The organism is Paenibacillus glycanilyticus (assembly GCF_023715145.1).
Classification (GTDB): domain Bacteria; phylum Bacillota; class Bacilli; order Paenibacillales; family Paenibacillaceae; genus Pristimantibacillus; species Pristimantibacillus glycanilyticus_A.
Map to the genome: position 1 here is coordinate 1 of NZ_JAMBNP010000013.1, position 20,754 is coordinate 20,754.

A 20,754-nucleotide genomic window follows, 5' to 3' on the forward strand; every position below is an offset into this window, starting at 1 on the left:
ATCGTTCGACCGAAACCGATCGACGAAAACCCCTTGGTTGTTTGACTTGCTCAAACTTGTTTTATCGCTTTTCCGTTATTTCTAACGGGGCAGTTTTGCTCGTTGTTCAGTTTTCAAAGAACAATTTTTTCAACAACGCTGCATATCTTATCACGTTATCGAATTCAGTGTCAAGCTTTATTTTTCATCAAGTTTTTCGATGATTGTAAGCTTTTCTGTCCCAACCGCGTGTCTCTCTCGGCCGGAATTAGAATATACCATAGGCGTAAATACGATTGCAAGTCTTTTTTTGAAAAACTTTCTCTAGCAGACTTTGCTCACTCCTTCCCTATATGCTTCAAAGCTTCTCTCGCACTGAGAGAAGACAATGGGGTCTCCTTTACAAAAGGACGGACGACCTTCGGATCCGTCTTCGCATATTCTCTAAGCGCCCAGCCTATCGCTTTGCGGATAAAGAACTCGCCCTCATCTTTTTGCAGATCGATATAGTGAAACAAACGCTCCGGATCCGTATGCTTCTTATATTTCAGTTGATAGAGAAGAGCCGTTCTGCGAAGCCACATATTGTCCGACCGGATCCAGCGATCCGGATTGTCTCCGATCAAATCCGTAAATTTTAATAGATGGAATCCCGCAAGCCCTCGGTACGGTCGGAACGGGTAAAATAGCTCCCACCAACCTGCATTAGCTGGCTGATGACCTGATTTTGAATAACCTGCTTATCGACCAAGCCTTCGATGCATGCAACTGCCGCTTTTTCACCGTCTGCCGTTAAAAAGGTGTGGATTAATAAATCGGCGGGTGAACCAAGTGATTGTCTGATAAAGGCGATATTATCCTTCACGGATGCAAATGGCGCAGTTGGCTGCTCTTGTTCGCTATGCTCCATGTACATCCCTCCATTCTTGTAGGGCAAACTCCGCCGCTTCGTTTTCCTTATGATTCCCTTGAAAGGAAATTTTATGAAGGAAATATAAAACCACCCTCAAGGGTGGCTCATGATTATCTGCGGTACGGCTTGCGGTATTCCTGCGGAGTTACCCCATGCACCTTGCGGAACAAACGCGCGAAGTACGAGAAGTTGCCATAGCTGAGACCGTCTGCAATCTCGCTGATGCTGCGGTCCGTTGTTGTCAGAAGCTCCGCGGCTCTATCCATTCTTTCCTTCAATATATAATCGGTCAGCACCATGCCGGTCTCCTTGCGGAACAAACGCGAGAGATAGGCGGGGTTCACAAAAGCAATAGATGCCAGCTGCTCGCGGGACAGTTCTTCATTCAGATGCTCGGCAATATAAGCTTTTACCTTCTGCACGATCGGGCTGACGGCCATTGTTCTCATAAACAGGCTGCCGGCGGCATCGGCAATGCAGCGCACCCAGATCTTGAACTGACCAACTGAACGGGTTGCCGTCTCGACCCCGGAGCAGGCATGATTGTCATACAGCTGCTGGGCTTGAAGCCCTTTTCGATGCATGGCATAATAGATCACTTGCAGCAGCGCATGATAAGAAGCCGTTAAGGTCTCTACAGTAGCTTTGTTCGGATCAATCGCATCCGTCCATTCTTCCAGCCTGCGCTTCAGTTCCGTCGCATCACCTTGTTCAAGCAAATCGGCCCAGTCCAGCATCGATTCCGTAAATGGAGCAGCCGGCTTGACCGCGTTACTCGATGGATCCTCGCTCCAAATGATCCCGCCCGCCATACTGACGTTGCGGTATTCCTTGTTAAGCAGGCCCAGATAGCTTTGCAGCACATCGGTAACGGCGGACAACTCCCCGATATAGCAGGATACGCGGCAATAGAAGTAGCGGCTGCAGGCCTCTATATAATTCCGGCATAACGCCTCCAGCTCAGCTCTCTGCGCATCAATCTCGCCAAGATGGAGCACAACCAGAATATTGCCGCGATGATCCTGAATAACGTTGCCCGGCAGCTTCTCCAGCAGCAGCTCTTCGGCTGCCTTGCGCAGAGCAAATTCCATAATAAGCTCATCGCGTTCGTTAAGCGGTCTTTCCCAGCTCTCCACGCTAATGAGAATGAGGCGAACCCGTTCTACCGTACTAAGCCTCATATCATAAGCAGACAAGGATTGCCGGATTGCTTCTCGGCCCGTTGATACTCTGCGCTCCAGCAGATCCTGCCAGAAGCGCTCAACAAGCAGCGGCTTGCGGCTATTCCACAGCTCAACGATTTTGTTATACTGATCATCCGTTTCGCTGATTCTCCGCTTCTCCTTCACTCTGGAGATCGCCGTGAGAAGCGTCTCCTCCAGCTCGGTATAAACGACCGGCTTGAGCAAATATTCGAAGCTTCCCAGATGAATCGCGCGCTTGGCGTACTCGAATTCGGAATGGCAGGTCAAGACAATCGTCTCCGGCTGCATGCCGCGGGACTTCACCCACTCCATCAGCTCCAGCCCGCTGATCTCGGGCATTTCTATATCGCAAATGACGATGTCAATCGGCTGCTCGACCAACACCTGCTGCGCCATTGGAGCATGATATGCCTCATAAACCTCGTCCACCCCAATCATCTCCCAGCGGACGCCGGAACGAAGTCCCTTCACCGCATAAATCTCGTCATCCACAATGAGCACTCGTATCATTGTCCCGGCTCCCTTTCGCCCGTTTTGTTCCTCGGCACACGCAGCGTAACGGCCGTGCCTTGCGGATCAACGCTGTCAAATGCCATTCTGACTGTACCTTTGTAATAGAGCCTGCAGCGCCGCACCACATTCCACAGCCCCAAGCTGCCGTCACCGGGCTCTAGCTGATAAACCTTCAAGCGCAACTGTTCCTTTTGTTCCTCGGTAAGGCCTTTCCCGTTATCTTCTACTTCGATGACCATCTCGGCGTCATCCCCTTCGCCCTCGGCCCATACCTTCACCCGGATATGGAAAGGTGTTCCCGTTCGGATGGAGAAGCCGTGCACCATGGCGTTCTCAACAAGAGGCTGAATGCTGAGCGGCGGCAGACTTGCTTTCTCCAACGCCGGATCCACGTGGAAATCAAAGGCGAGCGTCTCCGGAAAACGATACTTCTGAATCGAGAGATAATGATAGATATGCTCGACTTCTTCCTTTACCGTAACCGTCGACACCTGGGTTCTTGTTGTAAACCGGAAGTACCGCACAAGATGCAGCGACATATTCTGGATCACTTCATAGTCCTTGATCTGAGCGAGCTGATAGACAATATTAAGAGAGTTCATGAAGAAATGAGGATGGATCTGAGCCTGCAGATGCTTCAGCTCCGCCTTCTGCGTTCGGATCTGTTCCTCATAAATATCGATCTTCAAATGCTCGATCTGCTGGGCCATTCCGTTAAACGTTTCTTTGAGCGTAATAAATTCCTGCAGCTTATAATCCTCCATCCGGACGCTCAGGTCGCCCGAACGGATCTTGCGCATCCCTTTAATGAAATGATGGATCGGCTTGACGATCGAATTCTGGAGAAAGAAGAGATAAAGACCCAGCATGATAGCCGCCAGCATCGGAATAAGAAACGTCATTTTCCGGAAGATCGGAAGGCCTTCCAGCAGCGTGCGCTCCGGCAGCAGGAAAATCAGATTCATATCCGCCATTCTGGAGCTCTTGGCTACAAGCAGATAGGGATTGCCCAGCTTCACGATGTTATAAGCCGCATTGCCGTTATCCATATAGGCGGTCAGGTCCAAGTCTTCAAGCTTCTGACGGATCGAAGAGCCTACCGTAGATAAAGGCTTCCCTTGACCCGATACAAGAAGCGCCTCGGCCTTGCCTCCTTGCCCCAGAACCCGCATGGGCTCCATTAATCGGTTCAGATCAATCCACGCCCCGATATACGAATCGTAATTCGTATCAACCACCCGGACGAGCGCATATTGCCCCTTCAGCTCCACAACGTTCCAGCCTGCCCGGATTGACGGATCCCCGTTAGCGAGCAGCTCTTTCAGCTTTGACTGGATCTCCTGTTTACGATCGTATGTAACGGATTGCTGCTGGGCCACCAGCAGCTGACCGTATTTGGCACTATAAGCGAATAGAACATCTGCTGCATCATAATAGTTAATGTTCAGATCCAAATCATTTGACGTCTGCGTCGTGGACAAATAATACTCCCAGCTGTCCTTGTCATATTGGCTGAGCGAGATCAGGCTTTGATCCTGTTCCGCCGCTTTGTATAAATAGTTCTCGATCTCACCAAGCACCTGATCCATATCGTTCATATACATCGTGAGCATATTCCGGTTCGATTGCGCGACCTGGGAGTGAACGACCTTGGTGGCGTAGAGGTTGTTCCATAACAGAAGGATGACGAGAGGAACCGTCACGAGACCATAGCCAATAATCAGTCTGGAACGCATCGTTGCTTGTCTCATTGCTTTCCTCCTCTCCTGGGTAAAGAACTTCTAGCGGTTCGCCAGCCATAAATCAAGCTGGCGCTGCTTCTCCTGGACGACCTTATCCGCGCCTGCTGCTTTCAGCTTGCTTATATACATCGGCATGATTTTCTCCGGATCCTGCGCTCCGGTGTTAAACGCCGGCATAAATTCCTTTTCAACGAGAATCGAAGCGGCTATCTCGGCCTTCACCCGCTCCGGGTTAAACACAAACCCAAGCGCCTTCGACTTGTCCGCCTGCTCGTTAAAGCTGCGGTATTCCTCCCACAGACCGGGATTTTCGTTGTCCCATAAATAGGAGTTCAGCTGATTGCCAAACATCCATGGCTGATTGAGGTTGTAACCAACCGTCTTGGCATCTACGCCGGGCGGGTATTGAATGACATTATCCGATTTCTTCACATAGTGAACCCCCTCGACACCCCAATCGAGCAGGTTCAGCAAATAAGGATCGGTATACAGCAGATTAAGCAGCATCATCGATTTCTCCGGATGCTTCGCATTACGGGTTATAGCGAACATGGCGCTTGTGGTATCCGCCGTTGTGGTATAAGGCTTTGTCAGCTCAACGCTCACCATCGGATAGCCGGTATCCCGCGAGGCTTGAATCTCAAAGCCGGGCTTCAGCGACTCCGCATAGGCGAAGGCATTGCCGGCTTTTACCGCGTCATACTCATTATCCTTCGATGTTGTTGCATCCGCGTTCAGGTAACCCTTGCGATTCCATTCATAGAGCAGCTTCGCGTATGCCATAAATTCAGGAGTTTCCGCCATATTGAGCACTTTCGTGGACTGCCCTTCGCGCCGGAGCACGCCGGGACCTTCTCCCAGCATGTCAAAAATACCGTACTGCATCATAAACGTGAGCGGACTGCGGTCCGCGCGTGCTTGGAGTGGAGCTACACCAGGCTCATCCTGCTTGATTTTCTCAAAAATTGGCCCAAAATCAGCCAGCGTCTTAATCCCGGAAATATCCATATCATATTTGTCGACGAGATCCTGGCGGAGAACAAGTCCTTTGCTCGAGGCAAATTCCTTGTTGGTCACAATGCCATACAGCTTGCCGTTTACCTTGCTGGCTTCCAGTATGGAAGGATCAAGGATTTTGCGGATACCGGCCCCGTATTTGTCTAACAGCTCATCAAGCGGAAGGTAGCGTCCCTTCGCAATCTCATCGCCAAAGCGCATCCAACCCGCGGTAAAGAGAATATCCATCTGCTCGCCGGACGCAAACATCAGCCCGGTCTTATCCCACCAGGAGCCCATGTCGATGGTGCGGATATCGAGAGTAGCATTGATTTTTTTCATCAGATAGTCGTTGATTTTGTCTTCAACCAGGTTAAGGTCCTTGGGCACGTTTCCCGCAGGGAAAACCATAACGAGCTGATCGGTATTGTTGTCTGCTGCCGGCCTGGCTGCAGAGGATTTGTTGTCTGTATCTGTATGGGAATCGGCTGTTGACTTGGCCGGTTTAGGCGTTTGTCCGTACATCGTCGAGAAAGCAATTAGAATAGCGACGACGAGCAGCGATCCGATTATAATTGGAAGCGCTTTCTTGTTGGCTCTGTTAAACATGTCACTCGTCTCCTTGGCGTAAGGTTAGATACCTCATCATACAACGGCTTGATTCTTTCCGACTACTCTAATTGTAACTTCAAATAACAAGATTGTGACTTATGGTCCAAATCAGAAAGGGGTTGTCCCTTATTGGAACAACCCCTTTTGTTCTCTTAGCGCTTTCCTGCTTCAAACTCGCCTAACTGCTTCATGAATTCTTCCGGTTTTACATCGGAACGTCCCATGTTAATTCGATATGCGTTAGCATTCGATTGGTCGGTCAGCCCCGGCTTGACGGTAAAGGTCAAATCGATGCCAAGATTTTTCACGATCTTTAGAAGCTCGTCATTATAAGCGCCATAAGGAAAAGCCAGTGCGCCATACGTATTGCCCAATTCATCTTTCAACCGATCCTCGGCCTTCTTAAGATCCTCGCTCAACCTTTTCTGGTACTCGGCATCCGTCTCTTGGCGTTTCTGATCCTTCAAATACAGCTTTCCGACCGTCATTGGCTTCTGTCCGCCGGCTGCGTTAACCGCTGCCGACTTATGCAGATCATAAGTATGATTCATAAGCGCAATGCCGTTTTGTTTCATCTCGCGCAGTTGATCCCAAGTCATCTTGGGGATTTCGCCGTTAACCGGATGGTCGATTCTCGATACAATGACAAAGCTGACTGCGGAGTAACCATATTTCTTCAAGATCGGATATGCCAGCTTATAGAAAGATTCATAGCCATCATCAAAGGTGATCAAGACGGCCTTGTCCGGAATAGCCGCTCCGTGAAGAATAAAATCTCTGTATTGATCCAATCCAATAACATGATAATTTTGTTCTTTAAGCAAACGCATTTGCTCTTCGAATTGCTTGGTCGAAATAATGCCGTCCTGTGTGGGCTTGTCCATTATATGATGGTACATAAGAACGGCAACGTTTGGTGCATGAGGGTCAGCTCCGGAGCTTTTGACCGGTACTGCCTGATTTGTCTTTATGCTCGATAATGATAGACCGGAGATTCCTTTCGCGTATACGGTTGTAGTGATAAGAGCAATAACAAACAAGCTGACCAAGGATAAAATAATAAATCTGCCTCTGCTTAACATTAAACATGCCTCCTATGTGACTGATGAAGTCAGTATAAAAGGCATAACTTAATAAACGGGATGCGAACTCCTTATGAACTCCTTAACTTCTCCTAAAGATTTATCGAAAAATGAAAAAAGCTGTTACGGGTACAAGGACCGGTAACAGCTTATATGATTGTTTTCCTTTTAATCAGCTTGGATAGGACCTGAAATTGGGAGGCGCGTCTCAAAGGAAGTAAACCATTTGCTGCTGCGAACGGTAATTTTCCCGCCATGAAGCTCTATGATACTCTTGGTAATGGCAAGTCCAAGTCCGGTTCCCCCCGTCTCCTTGGAACGGGAGCGTTCTACCCGGTAGAACCGGTCGAAGATATAGGGTAGATCCCTTTCCGGAATCGGCTCCCCGTAATTTATGATTCGCACCACCACATCGGCATTCTCTCGCGCGAATTCGATGTCGACATATTTGCCTTCTTGGCCGTATTGGATGGCATTCGCAATTAAATTCTCATATGCCCTGACCAATAAACCTCCGTCCGCGACGATCTTGCAGCTTACTTCGTCGAATTTCAGCCTGCCGGTCATCCCTGCGCCTTCCATAGCCGGAACAAACTCGTCGTTCAGCTGCCGGAGCAATCCGATAATGTCGAGTTCCCGAAGACTAAGCGGCAGTCCGTTGTTAATCCGGGTATACTCGAACAAATCGTCAATCAGCCGGCGCAGGCTTAACGACTTCTCGTAGGCAATGTTCACGTAATATCTTAACTCTGTTTCGTCCTGATAACGATCCTTCTCAATAACTTCAAGGAAGCCCAAAATAGAAGTGAGCGGCGTCCGCAGATCATGTGAAACGCCGGTTATCAAATCGTTCTTCGTCTTCTCGGCATTTCTCTCCTCTTGGATGGATCGATTAAGCTGCTCGCTCATCCGATTAATGCTGCTTACCATTCTCCCCATTTTATTTCCGGCCATTTCCGGAATTTGATGATCGAAATTGCCCTTCGCAATCTCTTCCAGCCCCTGTATAATTTCCTCCAGGTAATGATCCAATTTATTGCTTACCTGATTAAGGCTCTCCGTTACTCGGGTTAACTCATCCCTTCCTCCAACCTGGACCTGCCCGCCTAACCGCCCGTCCAATATGTCCCGAAGCCCCACGTCGACGTTGCGCAAATCTTTAACAAGACCTCCGCTCGCTACAAAGAAGAAGTACGGGAAACAAATGATGCCTACTACAATCATGGCCGGCTCGGATCCATACGTTTCAATGATCCACTTAAACGGTGCTCTCAGCACTTTGACCTCGAGGAGCAGCCCCGTCAAATAATAACAGACAAAAAGAGCGAGCGCCGTCATGCCAAGGCTCAAGAACAGGATAAACAGCAAGCGCCAACGGATCGTGAACATCCATTTATTATTCATCTCAAATTCCTTCCGTCATCAGATGGCTTCAATTTTGTAGCCGATCCCCCAAACCGTTTTGATAATTCGGGGTTCACGCGGATCCGACTCAATTTTTTCGCGCAGCTTGCGGATATGAACCATTACACTATTCTTGGATTCCATAAAAGGCTCGTTCCAAACCTCTTCATAGATCTGCTCCATGCTCAGCACGTTGCCACGGTTAACAGCCAAAAATCTCAAGAGGGAAAACTCCCGGGGAGTCAGCTTGATCTCCTTCTGATCCACCGTCACGGTATGAGAGGCAATATTAATCACGATATTATCGATATGAATCTCGTTCGTGTTCGAAGGACCGGTCTTAAAATGATTCATGCGCCGAAGCTGCGATTTGATGCGCGCAAGCAATTCAAGCGGACTAAACGGCTTGGTTACATAATCGTCCGCCCCAACGCTAAGACCGGATATTTTATCGATATCCTGGCTTTTGGCGGACAGCATAATAATCGGAATATGATTCTTTTCCCGTATTCTCATACAAGCTTCGATCCCGTCCATCTTCGGCATCATAAGATCGAGAATGACAAGATCGATAGGTTGTTTCTCTAAAATTTCAAGAGCCTCCAGCCCATTAGATGCCTGCAGATACTTGTAGCCTTCGTTTTTAAGATATAAGCTCATCAGCTTAAGGATTTCAGCCTCATCATCAACCATTAATATTGTGCTTACCGCCATAGTGCCTCCTGGAATACTCATTATTGTCGTTAGTATACATATCATTTCTTATCAAAAACTTATTAACATCTAAATATTCAGTGAATGATTATATTTTGTTACTCTTCTCTTTTTATCATATTTCTACCAATTTGTTAAAAAACAAATAGCGCCACAGGGAAAATCCCCCATGACGCCATCTATCCTTATTTATTCATTAGGCTTGCTGCCTGAAGCAATCGCTTCAGCGTTACGGCTGCTTCGGCGCGCGTTGCGTGGTCAAGCGGCGCAAAGCTGCCGGCCGATTTGCCTTGCATAATACCTGCAGCTACAAGCTCGTTGACCGCTGACTGTGCCCAATCCGCGATTTGGGTGCCGTCTTGCGCAAAATCCGCCGCCCCAGCTTGGGATTTCATGACCATATTCAACGCCCGTGCCAGCATAACCGCCATCTCCTGACGGGTAATCTCCTGATTCGGACGGAAGTTGCCGTCGCTCATTCCTTTTACAATGCCGTACCGGACAGCCGTCTTCACATAAGAAGCATACCAGGAAGTAGAAGCCACATCCGCGAAAGATACAATAGACGCCTCACCTGCCGGAGTTAAGCCAAGCGCCTTCACTACCAGCGCCGCGAACTCGGCTCTTGTAATATTGCGGGTTGGCGTAAACAGGTCTGCCGAGACGCCATTCACGATTCGTTTGTTGGCCAATAGCATAATATCTTCTTTCGCCCAATGGGAGGAAAGATCCTTAAAGGCAGCATCCGTAACCGCAACGGCATACAAGCTGTTCGTTGTGCTAAGTACCGTGACGACGGTATGGCCGCCTTCGCTTGCGAATAAAGCAGGTACTGTTCTGAACTGAGCGGTCGCCGGATCATATACAACTACCGAGCTGCGTTGTTCATCCAATTGGCCGTCAAGCGTAAAGCTCCTCCCTACAAAATGCTTCCCGAACTGGTGTACCGGCATCGATTCGCCGCCGGATTGCAGCGTCAACTCGAAGGAAACCGGCTTGCCTGCAATCGTAAAGCCGGATGATGCCGCTTTATCGTTCATCTCAGCTGCTATCGTGCCGGAAACAGGCGAGAGTGTAATCGTCAGCTTAGCATCCGCGACTGCCAACGCTTCCCCATATCCCGCTCCCTCCAGAATGGTCCAAATATTCGAAGGCAGCGTGTAGGTCATGCCGCCGGATCGGATGATGATAGATGCTTCATGAGGGGCAGATGCCGCTGCCTTTAATGCGGAAGCGGAGAACTCAGCAGTAACCGAGCCGCCGCCAGCTTGCAGGTCAATTACAATCTCGTTCTTCCCAGCTGTCAGCCCTGCCTTCAGCTCCGCATCATGATTAACGGAAGGCTCTATGCCGCCGCCTGGATTCCCAGTACCCGATTGGTCCTCATGGGTAACGGTACGCAGCTCAAAGCCCGTTGATCCGGCATTAAAGATCGGACCAATCTTGGTGTTGCGGACAATAACGTTATCCAGATTAATCGAACCGCTGACGTCATTGTTTACATGAATGCCCCATGTGCCGGTGCCGTCAATGACATAGTTCTCAACCGTAATGCTCCGGGTGTCATTTGCGATGGCGTTTGGCCCATTCACATACAAGCCCTGATACGTACTGTCCCGCGCCGTGTTATTGCGGATCTTAATATCCGCGTCAATCGGTTTGTCGCCCGTGAACAGCCAAATGGCTCCGAAGTTTTGTCCCCAGCTTGGCTCGCGGCCGCCGGTGCGGATCAGCGTGTTGCGCTCAATCCATGTGGTTCCGTCAAAAGCTACCGGATTAAAGCGCGTCGATACGGCGATCCCCGCACCAAAACCAACCGTATCCGACAGGATGTTATCCTGCACCTTGTTGTCCCGCCCGCCAAAAACCGCTACGTTATCCGCAAGCCACGGCAGTTGAACGGTATTAAAGCGAACGGTATTGCCGCTTACCCGGCTGTCATCATCGGATACGCCTTCCGGCTTCTGCGACCAGAGCGCGATGCTGTCATCGCCGGAGTTGCGGATATGGGTCTGCTCGATCATCGAATTTCTTGTACCCGTCGTAAAGTTAACGCCGTCGGCATACGTATCGCGGATGCGCACGCCGCCAACATACAAGCCGTCCGTCGGTATCCCCGCATTGCTTCGCATCGACCAGATGCCCGCTTTGGCATGCTCGATCCACACATTCTGAATAATGGAGCCTTTGCCAAAGGTACCGTCAAACCCCGCTTCGCGCAGCTCGTCATGACGGGCTGTTACGCCAAGATCCATATACAGATCGTAGACTCGTACCTTGCTGCCTTCTATCAGGAAGCCTGCTCCATGCAGCTCGGTATGCCAGATGCCCGCTCCGCGGATTGTTACATTGTCGATATGGAGTGGACCTTGCGCAAGCGTAAATCGACCTTCCGGTATCCATACGCCAACGCCATCCTCTTTCGCAGCGGCAATAGCGGCTTCAAAAGCTGCCGAATCGTCGGTGCCGTCACTTGCCGTTGCGCCAAAGTCTACCACCGACACGTAGCCGTCCGGCTTGGCGTATGCATCAGGCGCCTGCTCTAGGTCAACCAGATCAACCACATAGTACTCCGCTGTATCGTCAGCTTCCTTCACCAGCCGGACCGTCGAGCCTGCCGGCACATCCCCGATCCGCAAACGCGACTCGTCGTAGAAGCGGTGAGCATCGCCGTCTGCCGGATTATTCGTCCAAGGATACTTGCCGTACACCCAGCTGTACTTGCTGGACAACGTGATCTTGCCTTGCTTCTCTCCATTAATATAGAGCGTCAGCGTATGTTCTTCGCCGTCACCCGCTGAAGCGTCCGGGATAATATAACGCATCGTCAGCGCATTCGCCTGCTCCGTTGTTTGGAACTCTACATATTGCCCTTCAGCATCCAGACGGACGGCTTCCCTGCCGGATGCTTCGGAGGCAAAGGTTTTGAACGTGCGATCCTCTTCAATCAGAGTGCCGTTTGTTACTCCATGCTCGGCTTCATAAGTGGTAAAAGGAACGGTTGCTCCGCGGTAATCCTTGTTCACCGCATCTTCTACCATGAGGTAATCAACCTCAATCCCGCCCGTGCTGCCGTTATCATACTGCAGCGAGAACGTATTCATTCCTAAGCGTAGAGGAAGCGTGAGTGCTATATTCCGCCAGTCGTTGCCAGTAGCAGGGAATTCCACCGCTTCAGCCTGTTTCAAGCCGTTAATATAGACAGCTAGCGTTGTCGTGTTGCTGCCGGAATTGCGGTAATGCACGTTGGCGCTATACGAACCTTCGCCGTCCGTATTTACGGCAAACAGCAATGCTGCAGCCTCTTGCTTAAAGCCGGATACATAGGCTCCATTTGCGGTCACCCCGCCGGTCATAAAAGCTTCTTCCGCTTCGTAACGGACATCGCTCTTCACCGGTTGAAGCAGCCAATGAGCCTTGGCGTCGGACGGCTGAATGACTTGAACGGCGACAGAGCCTGAATCGCCAATCGTTAAGAATTGCCCGTCGGAAGAAGCGTTACTAAGCAGTTGATAACCCGCATAAGCAGAGACATCCCATTGCGTGGACAAGCTTGCTCCATCCGTCAGCACGGTTGCGAGGCCACTCGCTTTTACCGCCAGCTTACGGCCGGTTGCTTGATTCACATACTGCTTGTGCCCATTGTAGTCCTGCGGCAGCCATTCGGCTGCTTTGCCGTCGACAGCAGCTGGCGTATCCGCCACAATGGCGCCATTGCGTTCGATTAACGCTTTGCCTGTTGCCGCGTCAACTATCCGAACCGCGTTAAGCTCCTTCAATACCGGAGTTACCGCATTTGCCGGTCCATCCACAGACGGTACCGTCACCGCTTCTGCCGGTGCCGTCTCGAATCTCCACTGCACGCCGCGGCTTTCCATGGATCTAAGCTCGTATTGCGCATAGCCCTGCAGGTCTTCGGTATGGATATAGTTGTCTTCGAAGCCTTCCGCGTTGCTGCGAAGAAGATAAAGACCGGCTGACGGGCCATTTTCCACTACCCATTGCACCTTCCTATCCTCTGAAGACGGCGATGCTGTTGTCTCGAGATAACTTTGCAGATGTTCGATGGAAATGGCATTACCCGTCGCACGGTTCACGATACGCTGCGTACCGTTCTCGCTCGTCACCTTCCAATGGGATGCGGCGTTATTAGCGGCAGGCGTGCCGTACAAGACAACGTTGCTGCCATTCTCGTACAAATATTCGCCGGAAGCTTCATTCTTGATGCGGATAAACCCTTCCGGCAGCTCCGTCGGTGCTTGCGGCGCAGCCTCCAGCACCCATTGCGCGCTGCCCCAATTCGCCGGAATATTGCTGGCCTGCGCAAAGCCGGTCTCATCCTGCATGTGGATATTAGCCGCTTCATTATTCCAGTTCGGATTCCAGCTGTTGCTGAACACCTTCGTATTCGCCGAGCCTTCCACATCGGTCATCGTCCATTGTACGCTGCCCCATGTCTTATCCAGCGTTAGACTTTCGAGCGGCTTGAGATGAGGATCCGTCTCATTGCCCGGATCACGGTTAATATTCTCGTTCGAGATCATATGACCGGTTGCACGGTTCACAATATACACGCCTTGCGGAGCGGTCTCAATCGACCATTGGGAAGCCGGATCCTTCACATCGGGCTGTCCGTATGCTACCTTGCCGTCTTCATTCTCATAGAGATATTGGCCAAAATAGCTGTTCTTCAGACGCACATAAGCCGGCGCTGTCTCTCCAACTGTGACAAACTCCCATTTCGGGCTGCCCCAATCCTTTGGCACCACGCTATACTGCGCATGCTTCAGCTTGTTCTCGGCATTGACGTATTTCCCGCTGTCATCTCCCGGCTTGCTGATCAGCTTGTAGCCCTGATACGTTTCAATTGTCCAATCGCCAGCCGTTGAATCAACAGCCAAAGCGGTAGACTTCAAAGCGTCCCGGTCACCCGTTACGCCATCATTGTTCAAATAATGGCCGGTGCCGCGGTTCTTGATCCGTTTTACGCCGTCATGCTCTTCTACCAGCCACTGCGCGTTCTGGTCGGAAGGCAAGACGTTGCCGTATTGAACAACTCCGTTTGGATCTTCAAACAAATACAGCTGCAGCCAGTTATTCTTGATTCGGATGTACGGAACAACTGGAGCTGTCGGCGGAGCCGGATCCTCCAGCGCCCATTGCGCGCTTCCCCAGGTTGCCTGCGCCCAGTTATTGCCCTGCGCGAAGCCGTCCTGATTCTGCACATTGATGAAGCTGCCTCCGTTGGCTGCGCTTCTCAGCGTGACGTAACCTTCCACTTCGCCGCCGCTGTCGGTTTTGGCAGCCGCGATAATCCAGTTCGAGTCCACGCTTGGCGTACCCTCAGCGGACAGCGGTGTTGCTCCTGCATAATCCACGCTCGTCACATAATGACCGGTTGCGAGATTGCGCAGCAGCGTGCCTTCAGCCGAATCGATCAGAATCCACTGCGAGGCTTTATCCGAATAGGCTGGCTCGCCGTATTTGATCTGGCCGTTGTCTTCGTACAAATAAGTGCCTTTCCAGTTGTTCTTAATTCGCTTGGGCACGGAGTCCGACGCGGGCTCAAGCTTCCAGACCGCGCTGCCCCAGCTCTTCTGCGCCCAGTTATTCGCCCTAACAATCCCGTCGGCACCGTTGCCCGCTCCCTGGATATTCACAATCCAGCTGTTATCGCGGGAGCTGACAATATTGATGCCGCCATTGTCGTCAGCCGCTTCCAAAGACCATAGATCAGACGTCCATCCCTCGCCAATATCGGAAATCCCTACCGGATTGGTAATCTGCTCGGCCGTTATTGCCTGCGAGTGGAGATAATGACCGGTCGAGCGGTTGCGGAGACGCTTATGACCGTCCTTATCCTCTACAAACCATTGCGAAGACGTATCGTTCAAGACGCGTTCGCCGTATTTGACTTCTCCCTCTTCCTCATACAGATAAGAACCGTTCCATGGATTAACGATCCGAACGGGTTCGCTTTCTTCCGCCGGATCAAGCGTCCAGGTCGCGCTGCCCCAATCCTTTTGCGCCCAGTTGTTGGACTGCACATTGCCGTCTTGAATCTGGAAGTTCACAATCCACGAGGAATTGCGCGTACTGATAAGGTTGAATTCGCCCGGCTTGCCGGCAGCTTCCGCGATATCCCACGTATCGGAGACCCAGTCCTCGCCGATAGCCGTGCTTTCAACCGCATTGGTAATATTCGCGTCCGTCACTTGCTCGGAATTCATGTAATGACCGGTCGCGCGGTTCTTGATCCGCTTATGACCGTCCTTCTCTTCAATCATCCACTGCGCATACGGATCGTTCGCAGCGGGATAGCCGTACCGTACCTTGCCTTGCGCATCCTCATAAAGCGAATAACCCTGCCAAGGATTATGAATTCGAATGAAAGCGTCTTCATTATTAACCCCGGAAACGCCGTCCGCCTGAGCGGACAGCGGGGGGATCGCAATAAGGAGCACCATGCAAAGAATGAACAGCTTCTTTAATAATGATGGCATTGATCCCATTCCTCCTAATAGAATTGTGAAGCAATTCTGCTTCGTAAGCATAGGTATAAAGAATTTGAAGCCATTCTTGAAACGGTTAACCTTTGGTCGCCCCATCCGCAAGTCCGGAGATGAGGAACCGCTGCAGCAGCAGGAATACAATCGAGATGGGAACCGCAATTAGAATGGTGCCTGCGGCAAACATCGTAAAGTTATTCGAAAACTTATCGTTAATGAAGTTGTACAAGCCAAGCGCCAAGGTAAACTTCTCCGGGCTGCGGATAATGATCTGCGGCGTCAGGAAGTCGAAGAACGGCGCCATAAACGTAAACAAGGCGACAACCGCAATAATTGGACTAGCGAGCGGAATCAGAATCTTGAAGAAAATCGTCAGGTAGCCGGCTCCGTCGATTTTGGCCGATTCGTCGAGATCGCGCGGAATCGTGTCGAGGTACCCTTTTACAAGAAACAGATTCATCGGAAGACCGCCAAATACATAGATCAGGATCAGACCCGTAAACGTATCCAGCAAATTCACCGTGTTGAGCAGCAGGTAGATCGCAACCATCCCCATGAGCACCGGGAACATCTGCAGCAGCAGGAACGTGTAGATGCTGTTCTTGCGGCCGACAAACCGGAATCTCGAGAATACGTAAGCAACGATCGAGACCAGACAGACCGATGCGAGACCATTAATGAAAGCAACGATCAGGGTGTTTTTATACCATAAGGTGTAGTTGCTGCTCGGATTGTTGAACAGCCATTCATAATGCTCCAGCGACCAGTTGTCCGGGATCATCTTGAGCGAGAATAAGCTGGTGCCCGGGTTGAGGGACATGCTGAACGCCCACAGCAGCGGGTACAGGATGATGACGAACATAATTAGTACGACCAGATAAATGCCGGATACTTCGAGAGCGGATTTGAATGAACGCTTCATCTTAGTACATATCCTCCTCTCTGAAGGAACGGGTTCTGCTGAATTGATAGAGAGCAAACGCCGCTACCACGATACCCATGATGATGGAAACGGCAGCCGCCATTTTGTAGTTGTTTTCCTTGAACGTCAGACTGTACACCCATGAAATCAGAATGTCGGTTGCGCCCGAGTTCTGGCCGGGCACCGGAGGACCGCCTTTGTTAAACAGATAAATAATATTAAAGTTGTTGAAGTTGAACGAATACTGCATGATGAGCAGAGGAGCCGTAGCAAACAGCACATGGGGCATCGTAATAAACCGGAACTTCTTCCAGCGGGAGCCTCCGTCAACATCGGCTGCCTCGTACCAATCCTTCGAGATCCCTTGCAGCACGCCGGTAATAAGCGTGAATACATACGGGAAGCCTAGCCATACTTGAATGCCAATTATCGCTACGCGAGCCCAGGTTGGATCGGACAGCCATGGAATAGTCACGCCAAAATGAGAGAAAATGTCCCGGTTTATCGCACCAAACGTATCGTTAAACATCGCGGTAAACACAAGCACGGTCATAAAGGACGGCACTGCCCAAGGCAGAATCAGCACGGTACGGATCAGACGCTTGAATCTAACGCGACTGTCGTTAATCATGACGGCCAGGAAAAAGGCCAGTATAATTTGAAGCGTTGTTGCGACAAGCGTCCATACCACCGTCCAGGAAAGCACGGTAAACAAGCTTTTGCTCCACACGGCTTCCGTGAACAGGGCTTTAAAGTTCGCCAAGCCAACCCAATCCAGCAGATGAGCGGGCGGAGAATTGTACAGGTTGTAGTTGGTAAAAGCGAGAGAGATCATAAACAGCAGCGGAAAAATAACGATCAGCGCCATCATAATGAAATTCGGCACGACAACAAAGTAAGGGAAGCCATGCTCCCAGCTGTCCTGGAAGGCCTGCCGAACCGACGGCGTGCGGATACCCTCCTGCCGTTTGCTCGCATCCTTGCGGGCATCAAGTATATTCAGCACGTAAAGTCCCAGCAGGATGATGCCAATGATGGAGGATAGCAGACCCTGGACGAGCAAATTCCGTGAATCGTCGGTCTCCGGATTATCGCCCAGAGTAATCATTCCCGTAATGTTGTTTGCGATAGGTACGGCTAACGCTATGATCAAGCTTAAGCCAATTACAAGAAATACAATTCCTTTAATCCACCTTCGGTTGTACAGCTGGCCTAATCCAGGCACAATCGAGAGAACGGTCGCAAGGAGAGGATTATGATTGTTCTTGATCGGGTCAGCTTGCGGCGCCGGCTCCAGAGCGTTGATGTTCATGTTTGGTTCACCTTCCATAATTCCGAATGCATTGAGATATTATAGGAAAAGGGGCTTCTAGGAGCCCCTTTTTCTTTGTTTCAAGCTTTTGCCTCGTACCTGTGAATGCCCTTATTTCGCGCCGGCCATGGTCATCTTATCGTTAATGAGTTTGACGGCATCATCCAGGGAAGCTTGAATATCCTTGCCTTCCGTGATGAATTTCAATGCATTCGCCATTGGATCCCATACATGGTCAAGCTCAGGTACGGTAGGGAACGGCTGGCCGTATTGGATTTGCTGCGAGAATCCGGCTACCAGCGGATCTCCTGTCAGAGCCGGATTGTTCAGAACATTGATAACCGGCGGAACCTCGCCCGTTTTCTTGAAGTACTCAAGCGCGTTCTCTTCGTTCGTCAGGAAAGCCGCAAAATCCGCCGCCCACTCCGGGCTCTTCGAGAACTTGGAGAGCATCCAGCCCTTTACGCCGATGAAGGAGGTTGGGTGCGCGCCGCCTTCAAGAGTAGGGATTGGAGCAACCGCCAGATCGTCTCCCAATGCTTTCTTGTAATCGTTAATCGCCCATGGTCCGTTGATTACCGCGCCAACTTTGCCTTGCGTGAACAGGCCGCCGACGATGTCGCCGCTCACGCCTTTAGGCAGGTAGCCGTTGTTGAACCAGCTTTGGATCAAGGTAGCGCCTTTTACCGTGCCTTCTTTGTTCAGACCGATATCGTTGATATCATATTTGCCGGCATTGTCTTTGAAGATGTAGCCGCCTTCACCGCCAAGGAAGCCCCAGGCAAAGTAGAAGTTTGCCGCTTCGAAAAGGAAGCCGTAGTTTTGTTTCTTCGCATCAGTCTGGTCCTTCATGATTTGCTCGAGATCGGCAATGGTTGCGGGCGCGTTGGGAACAAGCTTCTTATTATAGAAGAGAGCATAAGTTTCGGTGACGAGCGGCAGACCGTACAGAACGCCGTCTTGGCTAAGAGCCGCGAGCGCTTCCGGTGTATACGTTCCTTTTACTTCGTCGGATGCCTTCACCTCCTGCACGAGGCCTTTCACGACCAAGCTGCCGATACCCGGCTGGTAGAACAGATCCGGACCTTTGCCCGCGGGACCGTCAAGGGCAAGCACATCCGGCTGGTCGTTCATGGCTACAGGCTTGATGTTGATTTTGATACCGGTCGCAGCCGTATATTTGTCTGCTGCTGCTTGAATGACTGCGAGCTTGTCTTCAGCCGTGTCCGGCCAGATCGTCAGCTCCGCAGGCTTGGCTTCAGTCGGCCCGTTGCTGCCTGTTGCCGCTGCATCCGCGCTTGGCGATGGCGACTCGGAAGCCGGTGCGTTCGCGTTTGCATTTGTGCTTGCGGAGGCATTGGCATTAGCCGCGGTATTGCCGTTATTGTTGCCGCCGCATGCTGCGAGCGACATCGACACAGCCAGCAAGCTAAGCGTGATAAGCATTTTTTTGCTCTTTAACATCGTTGAGAGCTCCCTTCCCTTTATCAACTCTTTTTGATTTGTTGACCCCGGTTTGCCGTGGTTCATGAGTTAATTGTAAGAGCCTGAGGGGGTGCCTCACTACCAATCCGGTGACCTGAAAGGCTAAGATTGTGACCTGTCGGTGAGATGGCGGATGGAGAGAGGTCGCTTAACGATGCGGGACATCGTTAAGCTTGGGGAAAACAGCGCTGCGAGCTAGTTTGGGGCAATTGAGCGTTCCTAAACGATGTGCGGCATCGTTAAGATCGGGAAAGCACGGTTTAGGTAGGTTTGGTTGAAATAGCCCCAGCCTCCGCGCCGCAGGTGCATTCGGGCTACAAAAAAAGCCGTCCGCCAAGCTAACGGCATGCTTGGTAGACGGCTTTGCTATATTATTGCTGCGGTGCGGACAGCACCGTGCGGAAGCCGCAATTGCCGGTTGAGCTGTCGGGGGTATTTTTGCTCCGCGCCGCTACCCGGTAACGGTTGCAGTAGGAGCTGTGGCAGAGATACGATCCGCCGCGCATGACGCGTCCTTCTCCCGCGCGGGGGCCAGCCGGATTGTCGTTTTCTCCGCTTTGATAGTAGCCTGGACTGAACCAGTCGGAGCACCATTCCCATACGTTGCCCGACATATTGTAGAGGCCATAGCCGTTTGGCCGGAAGCTCTTAGCCGGGGCGGTTCCCAGGTAACCGTCGCTGGCGTGATTTTTGACCGGGAATTTGCCCTGCCAAATGTTGCAGTTATGCTCGCCGCCCTGCTTCAGCTCATCCCCCCAAGGATAACGCTTCTGCACCAGACCGCCGCGTCCCGCATACTCCCATTCGGCTTCCGTTGGAAGGCGTCTGCCCACCCACTCGCAATACGCCATCGCGTCATTCCAGCTGACATGAATAACGGGATGATCCTCGCGGCCTTCGATCCGGGAGTCCGGTCCTTCCGGATGATTCCAGTCCGCTCCTTCAATCGGGTACCACCACGGGGCCGACTGCGGCACCGACTTCACCTTCGCCGCTTCGGCTTCCGAGACAAACAGGTGGAACACGTAGGACCAGCCGAACCGTTGAGCCTCCGTTACATAACCGGTTGCCTTAATGAATCGCCCAAACTGTTCATTCGTTACCGCGCATTCATCCATATAAAAGCTATCTACCGTTACGCTGTGCACCGGTCCTTCGCCGTCTGCAGGAAAGCCTTCCTTATCATTCGTTCCCATCAGGAAGGTGCCGCCCGGAATATGGACCATGCCTGCTGTATCGACATTCGCCGGTGCAGCAATCACCGATTTAAGTTCTGCTTTCAGCTTAAGGTTCTTGGGAGCCATGACGATGGATGAGCGCTGCGTCGAACAGCAGGAATTTTCCGTATTATTGTCTGATTCCTGTG

13 protein-coding genes are annotated in these 20,754 nt (G+C 51.2%); all 13 read right to left on the bottom strand.

What is annotated here, in order from left to right:
* Positions 1-317 precede the first annotated feature (317 nt).
* The 13 genes from M3194_RS25915 to M3194_RS25975 all read right to left on the bottom strand — a co-directional run bounded on the left by M3194_RS25915 (position 318) and on the right by M3194_RS25975 (position 20,692).
* Complete coding sequence (locus M3194_RS25915; RefSeq protein ID WP_311292071.1) at positions 318-605, bottom strand: DNA alkylation repair protein; 288 nt, start codon at positions 603-605, stop codon at positions 318-320.
* Positions 606-616: 11 nt separating this feature from the next.
* Positions 617-889, bottom strand: a complete 273-nt coding sequence (locus tag M3194_RS25920; protein WP_251657001.1) for a spore germination protein — start codon at positions 887-889, stop codon at positions 617-619.
* A gap of 113 nt (positions 890-1,002) precedes the next feature.
* The gene (locus tag M3194_RS25925; protein ID WP_251657002.1) at positions 1,003-2,607 is read right to left on the bottom strand and encodes a helix-turn-helix domain-containing protein; all 1,605 of its coding nucleotides are present in this window, start codon (positions 2,605-2,607) and stop codon (positions 1,003-1,005) included.
* Positions 2,604-4,361 (bottom strand): sensor histidine kinase, encoded by a 1,758-nt coding sequence (locus M3194_RS25930; protein ID WP_251657003.1) that lies wholly within the window; start codon positions 4,359-4,361, stop codon positions 2,604-2,606. The genes M3194_RS25925 and M3194_RS25930 overlap by 4 nt, the downstream gene beginning before the upstream one ends.
* 30 nt (positions 4,362-4,391) lie before the next feature.
* Positions 4,392-5,957, bottom strand: coding sequence for an ABC transporter substrate-binding protein (locus M3194_RS25935; RefSeq protein WP_251657004.1), 1,566 nt, complete (start codon positions 5,955-5,957; stop codon positions 4,392-4,394).
* A gap of 155 nt (positions 5,958-6,112) precedes the next feature.
* Positions 6,113-7,042 (bottom strand): polysaccharide deacetylase family protein, encoded by a 930-nt coding sequence (locus tag M3194_RS25940; RefSeq protein WP_251657005.1) that lies wholly within the window; start codon positions 7,040-7,042, stop codon positions 6,113-6,115.
* A gap of 168 nt (positions 7,043-7,210) precedes the next feature.
* The gene (locus M3194_RS25945; protein WP_251657006.1) at positions 7,211-8,446 is read right to left on the bottom strand and encodes a sensor histidine kinase; all 1,236 of its coding nucleotides are present in this window, start codon (positions 8,444-8,446) and stop codon (positions 7,211-7,213) included.
* An 18-nt stretch (positions 8,447-8,464) separates the two neighbouring features.
* Positions 8,465-9,160 (bottom strand): response regulator transcription factor, encoded by a 696-nt coding sequence (locus M3194_RS25950; protein WP_251657007.1) that lies wholly within the window; start codon positions 9,158-9,160, stop codon positions 8,465-8,467.
* 185 nt (positions 9,161-9,345) lie between these two features.
* The gene (locus M3194_RS25955) at positions 9,346-15,663 is read right to left on the bottom strand and encodes an S-layer homology domain-containing protein (protein WP_251657008.1); all 6,318 of its coding nucleotides are present in this window, start codon (positions 15,661-15,663) and stop codon (positions 9,346-9,348) included.
* A gap of 85 nt (positions 15,664-15,748) precedes the next feature.
* Positions 15,749-16,591: a sugar ABC transporter permease gene (locus M3194_RS25960; protein ID WP_251657009.1), complete on the bottom strand. Its 843-nt coding sequence runs from the start codon at positions 16,589-16,591 to the stop codon at positions 15,749-15,751.
* 1 nt (position 16,592) lies between these two features.
* The gene (locus M3194_RS25965; RefSeq protein WP_251657010.1) at positions 16,593-17,903 is read right to left on the bottom strand and encodes a sugar ABC transporter permease; all 1,311 of its coding nucleotides are present in this window, start codon (positions 17,901-17,903) and stop codon (positions 16,593-16,595) included.
* Positions 17,904-18,014: 111 nt separating this feature from the next.
* On the bottom strand, positions 18,015-19,367 hold the full coding sequence (locus M3194_RS25970; protein WP_251657011.1) for an extracellular solute-binding protein: 1,353 nt from the start codon (positions 19,365-19,367) through the stop codon (positions 18,015-18,017).
* 392 nt (positions 19,368-19,759) lie between these two features.
* Positions 19,760-20,692, bottom strand: a complete 933-nt coding sequence (locus M3194_RS25975; protein WP_463674787.1) for a formylglycine-generating enzyme family protein — start codon at positions 20,690-20,692, stop codon at positions 19,760-19,762.
* Positions 20,693-20,754 lie beyond the last annotated feature (62 nt).

What these genes read in the sequence shown, in the direction of transcription:
- M3194_RS25920 (WP_251657001.1), bottom strand. Translation starts at nt 889, where the DNA reads ATGGAGCATAGCGAACAAGAGCAGCCAACTGCGCCATTTGCATCCGTG.
- M3194_RS25925 (WP_251657002.1), bottom strand. Translation starts at nt 2,607, where the DNA reads ATGATACGAGTGCTCATTGTGGATGACGAGATTTATGCGGTGAAGGGA.
- M3194_RS25930 (WP_251657003.1), bottom strand. Translation starts at nt 4,361, where the DNA reads ATGAGACAAGCAACGATGCGTTCCAGACTGATTATTGGCTATGGTCTC.
- M3194_RS25935 (WP_251657004.1), bottom strand. Translation starts at nt 5,957, where the DNA reads ATGTTTAACAGAGCCAACAAGAAAGCGCTTCCAATTATAATCGGATCG.
- M3194_RS25940 (WP_251657005.1), bottom strand. Translation starts at nt 7,042, where the DNA reads ATGTTAAGCAGAGGCAGATTTATTATTTTATCCTTGGTCAGCTTGTTT.
- M3194_RS25945 (WP_251657006.1), bottom strand. Translation starts at nt 8,446, where the DNA reads ATGAATAATAAATGGATGTTCACGATCCGTTGGCGCTTGCTGTTTATC.
- M3194_RS25950 (WP_251657007.1), bottom strand. Translation starts at nt 9,160, where the DNA reads ATGGCGGTAAGCACAATATTAATGGTTGATGATGAGGCTGAAATCCTT.
- M3194_RS25955 (WP_251657008.1), bottom strand. Translation starts at nt 15,663, where the DNA reads ATGCCATCATTATTAAAGAAGCTGTTCATTCTTTGCATGGTGCTCCTT.
- M3194_RS25960 (WP_251657009.1), bottom strand. Translation starts at nt 16,591, where the DNA reads ATGAAGCGTTCATTCAAATCCGCTCTCGAAGTATCCGGCATTTATCTG.
- M3194_RS25965 (WP_251657010.1), bottom strand. Translation starts at nt 17,903, where the DNA reads ATGAACATCAACGCTCTGGAGCCGGCGCCGCAAGCTGACCCGATCAAG.
- M3194_RS25970 (WP_251657011.1), bottom strand. Translation starts at nt 19,367, where the DNA reads ATGTTAAAGAGCAAAAAAATGCTTATCACGCTTAGCTTGCTGGCTGTG.
- M3194_RS25975 (WP_463674787.1), bottom strand. Translation starts at nt 20,692, where the DNA reads ATGGCTCCCAAGAACCTTAAGCTGAAAGCAGAACTTAAATCGGTGATT.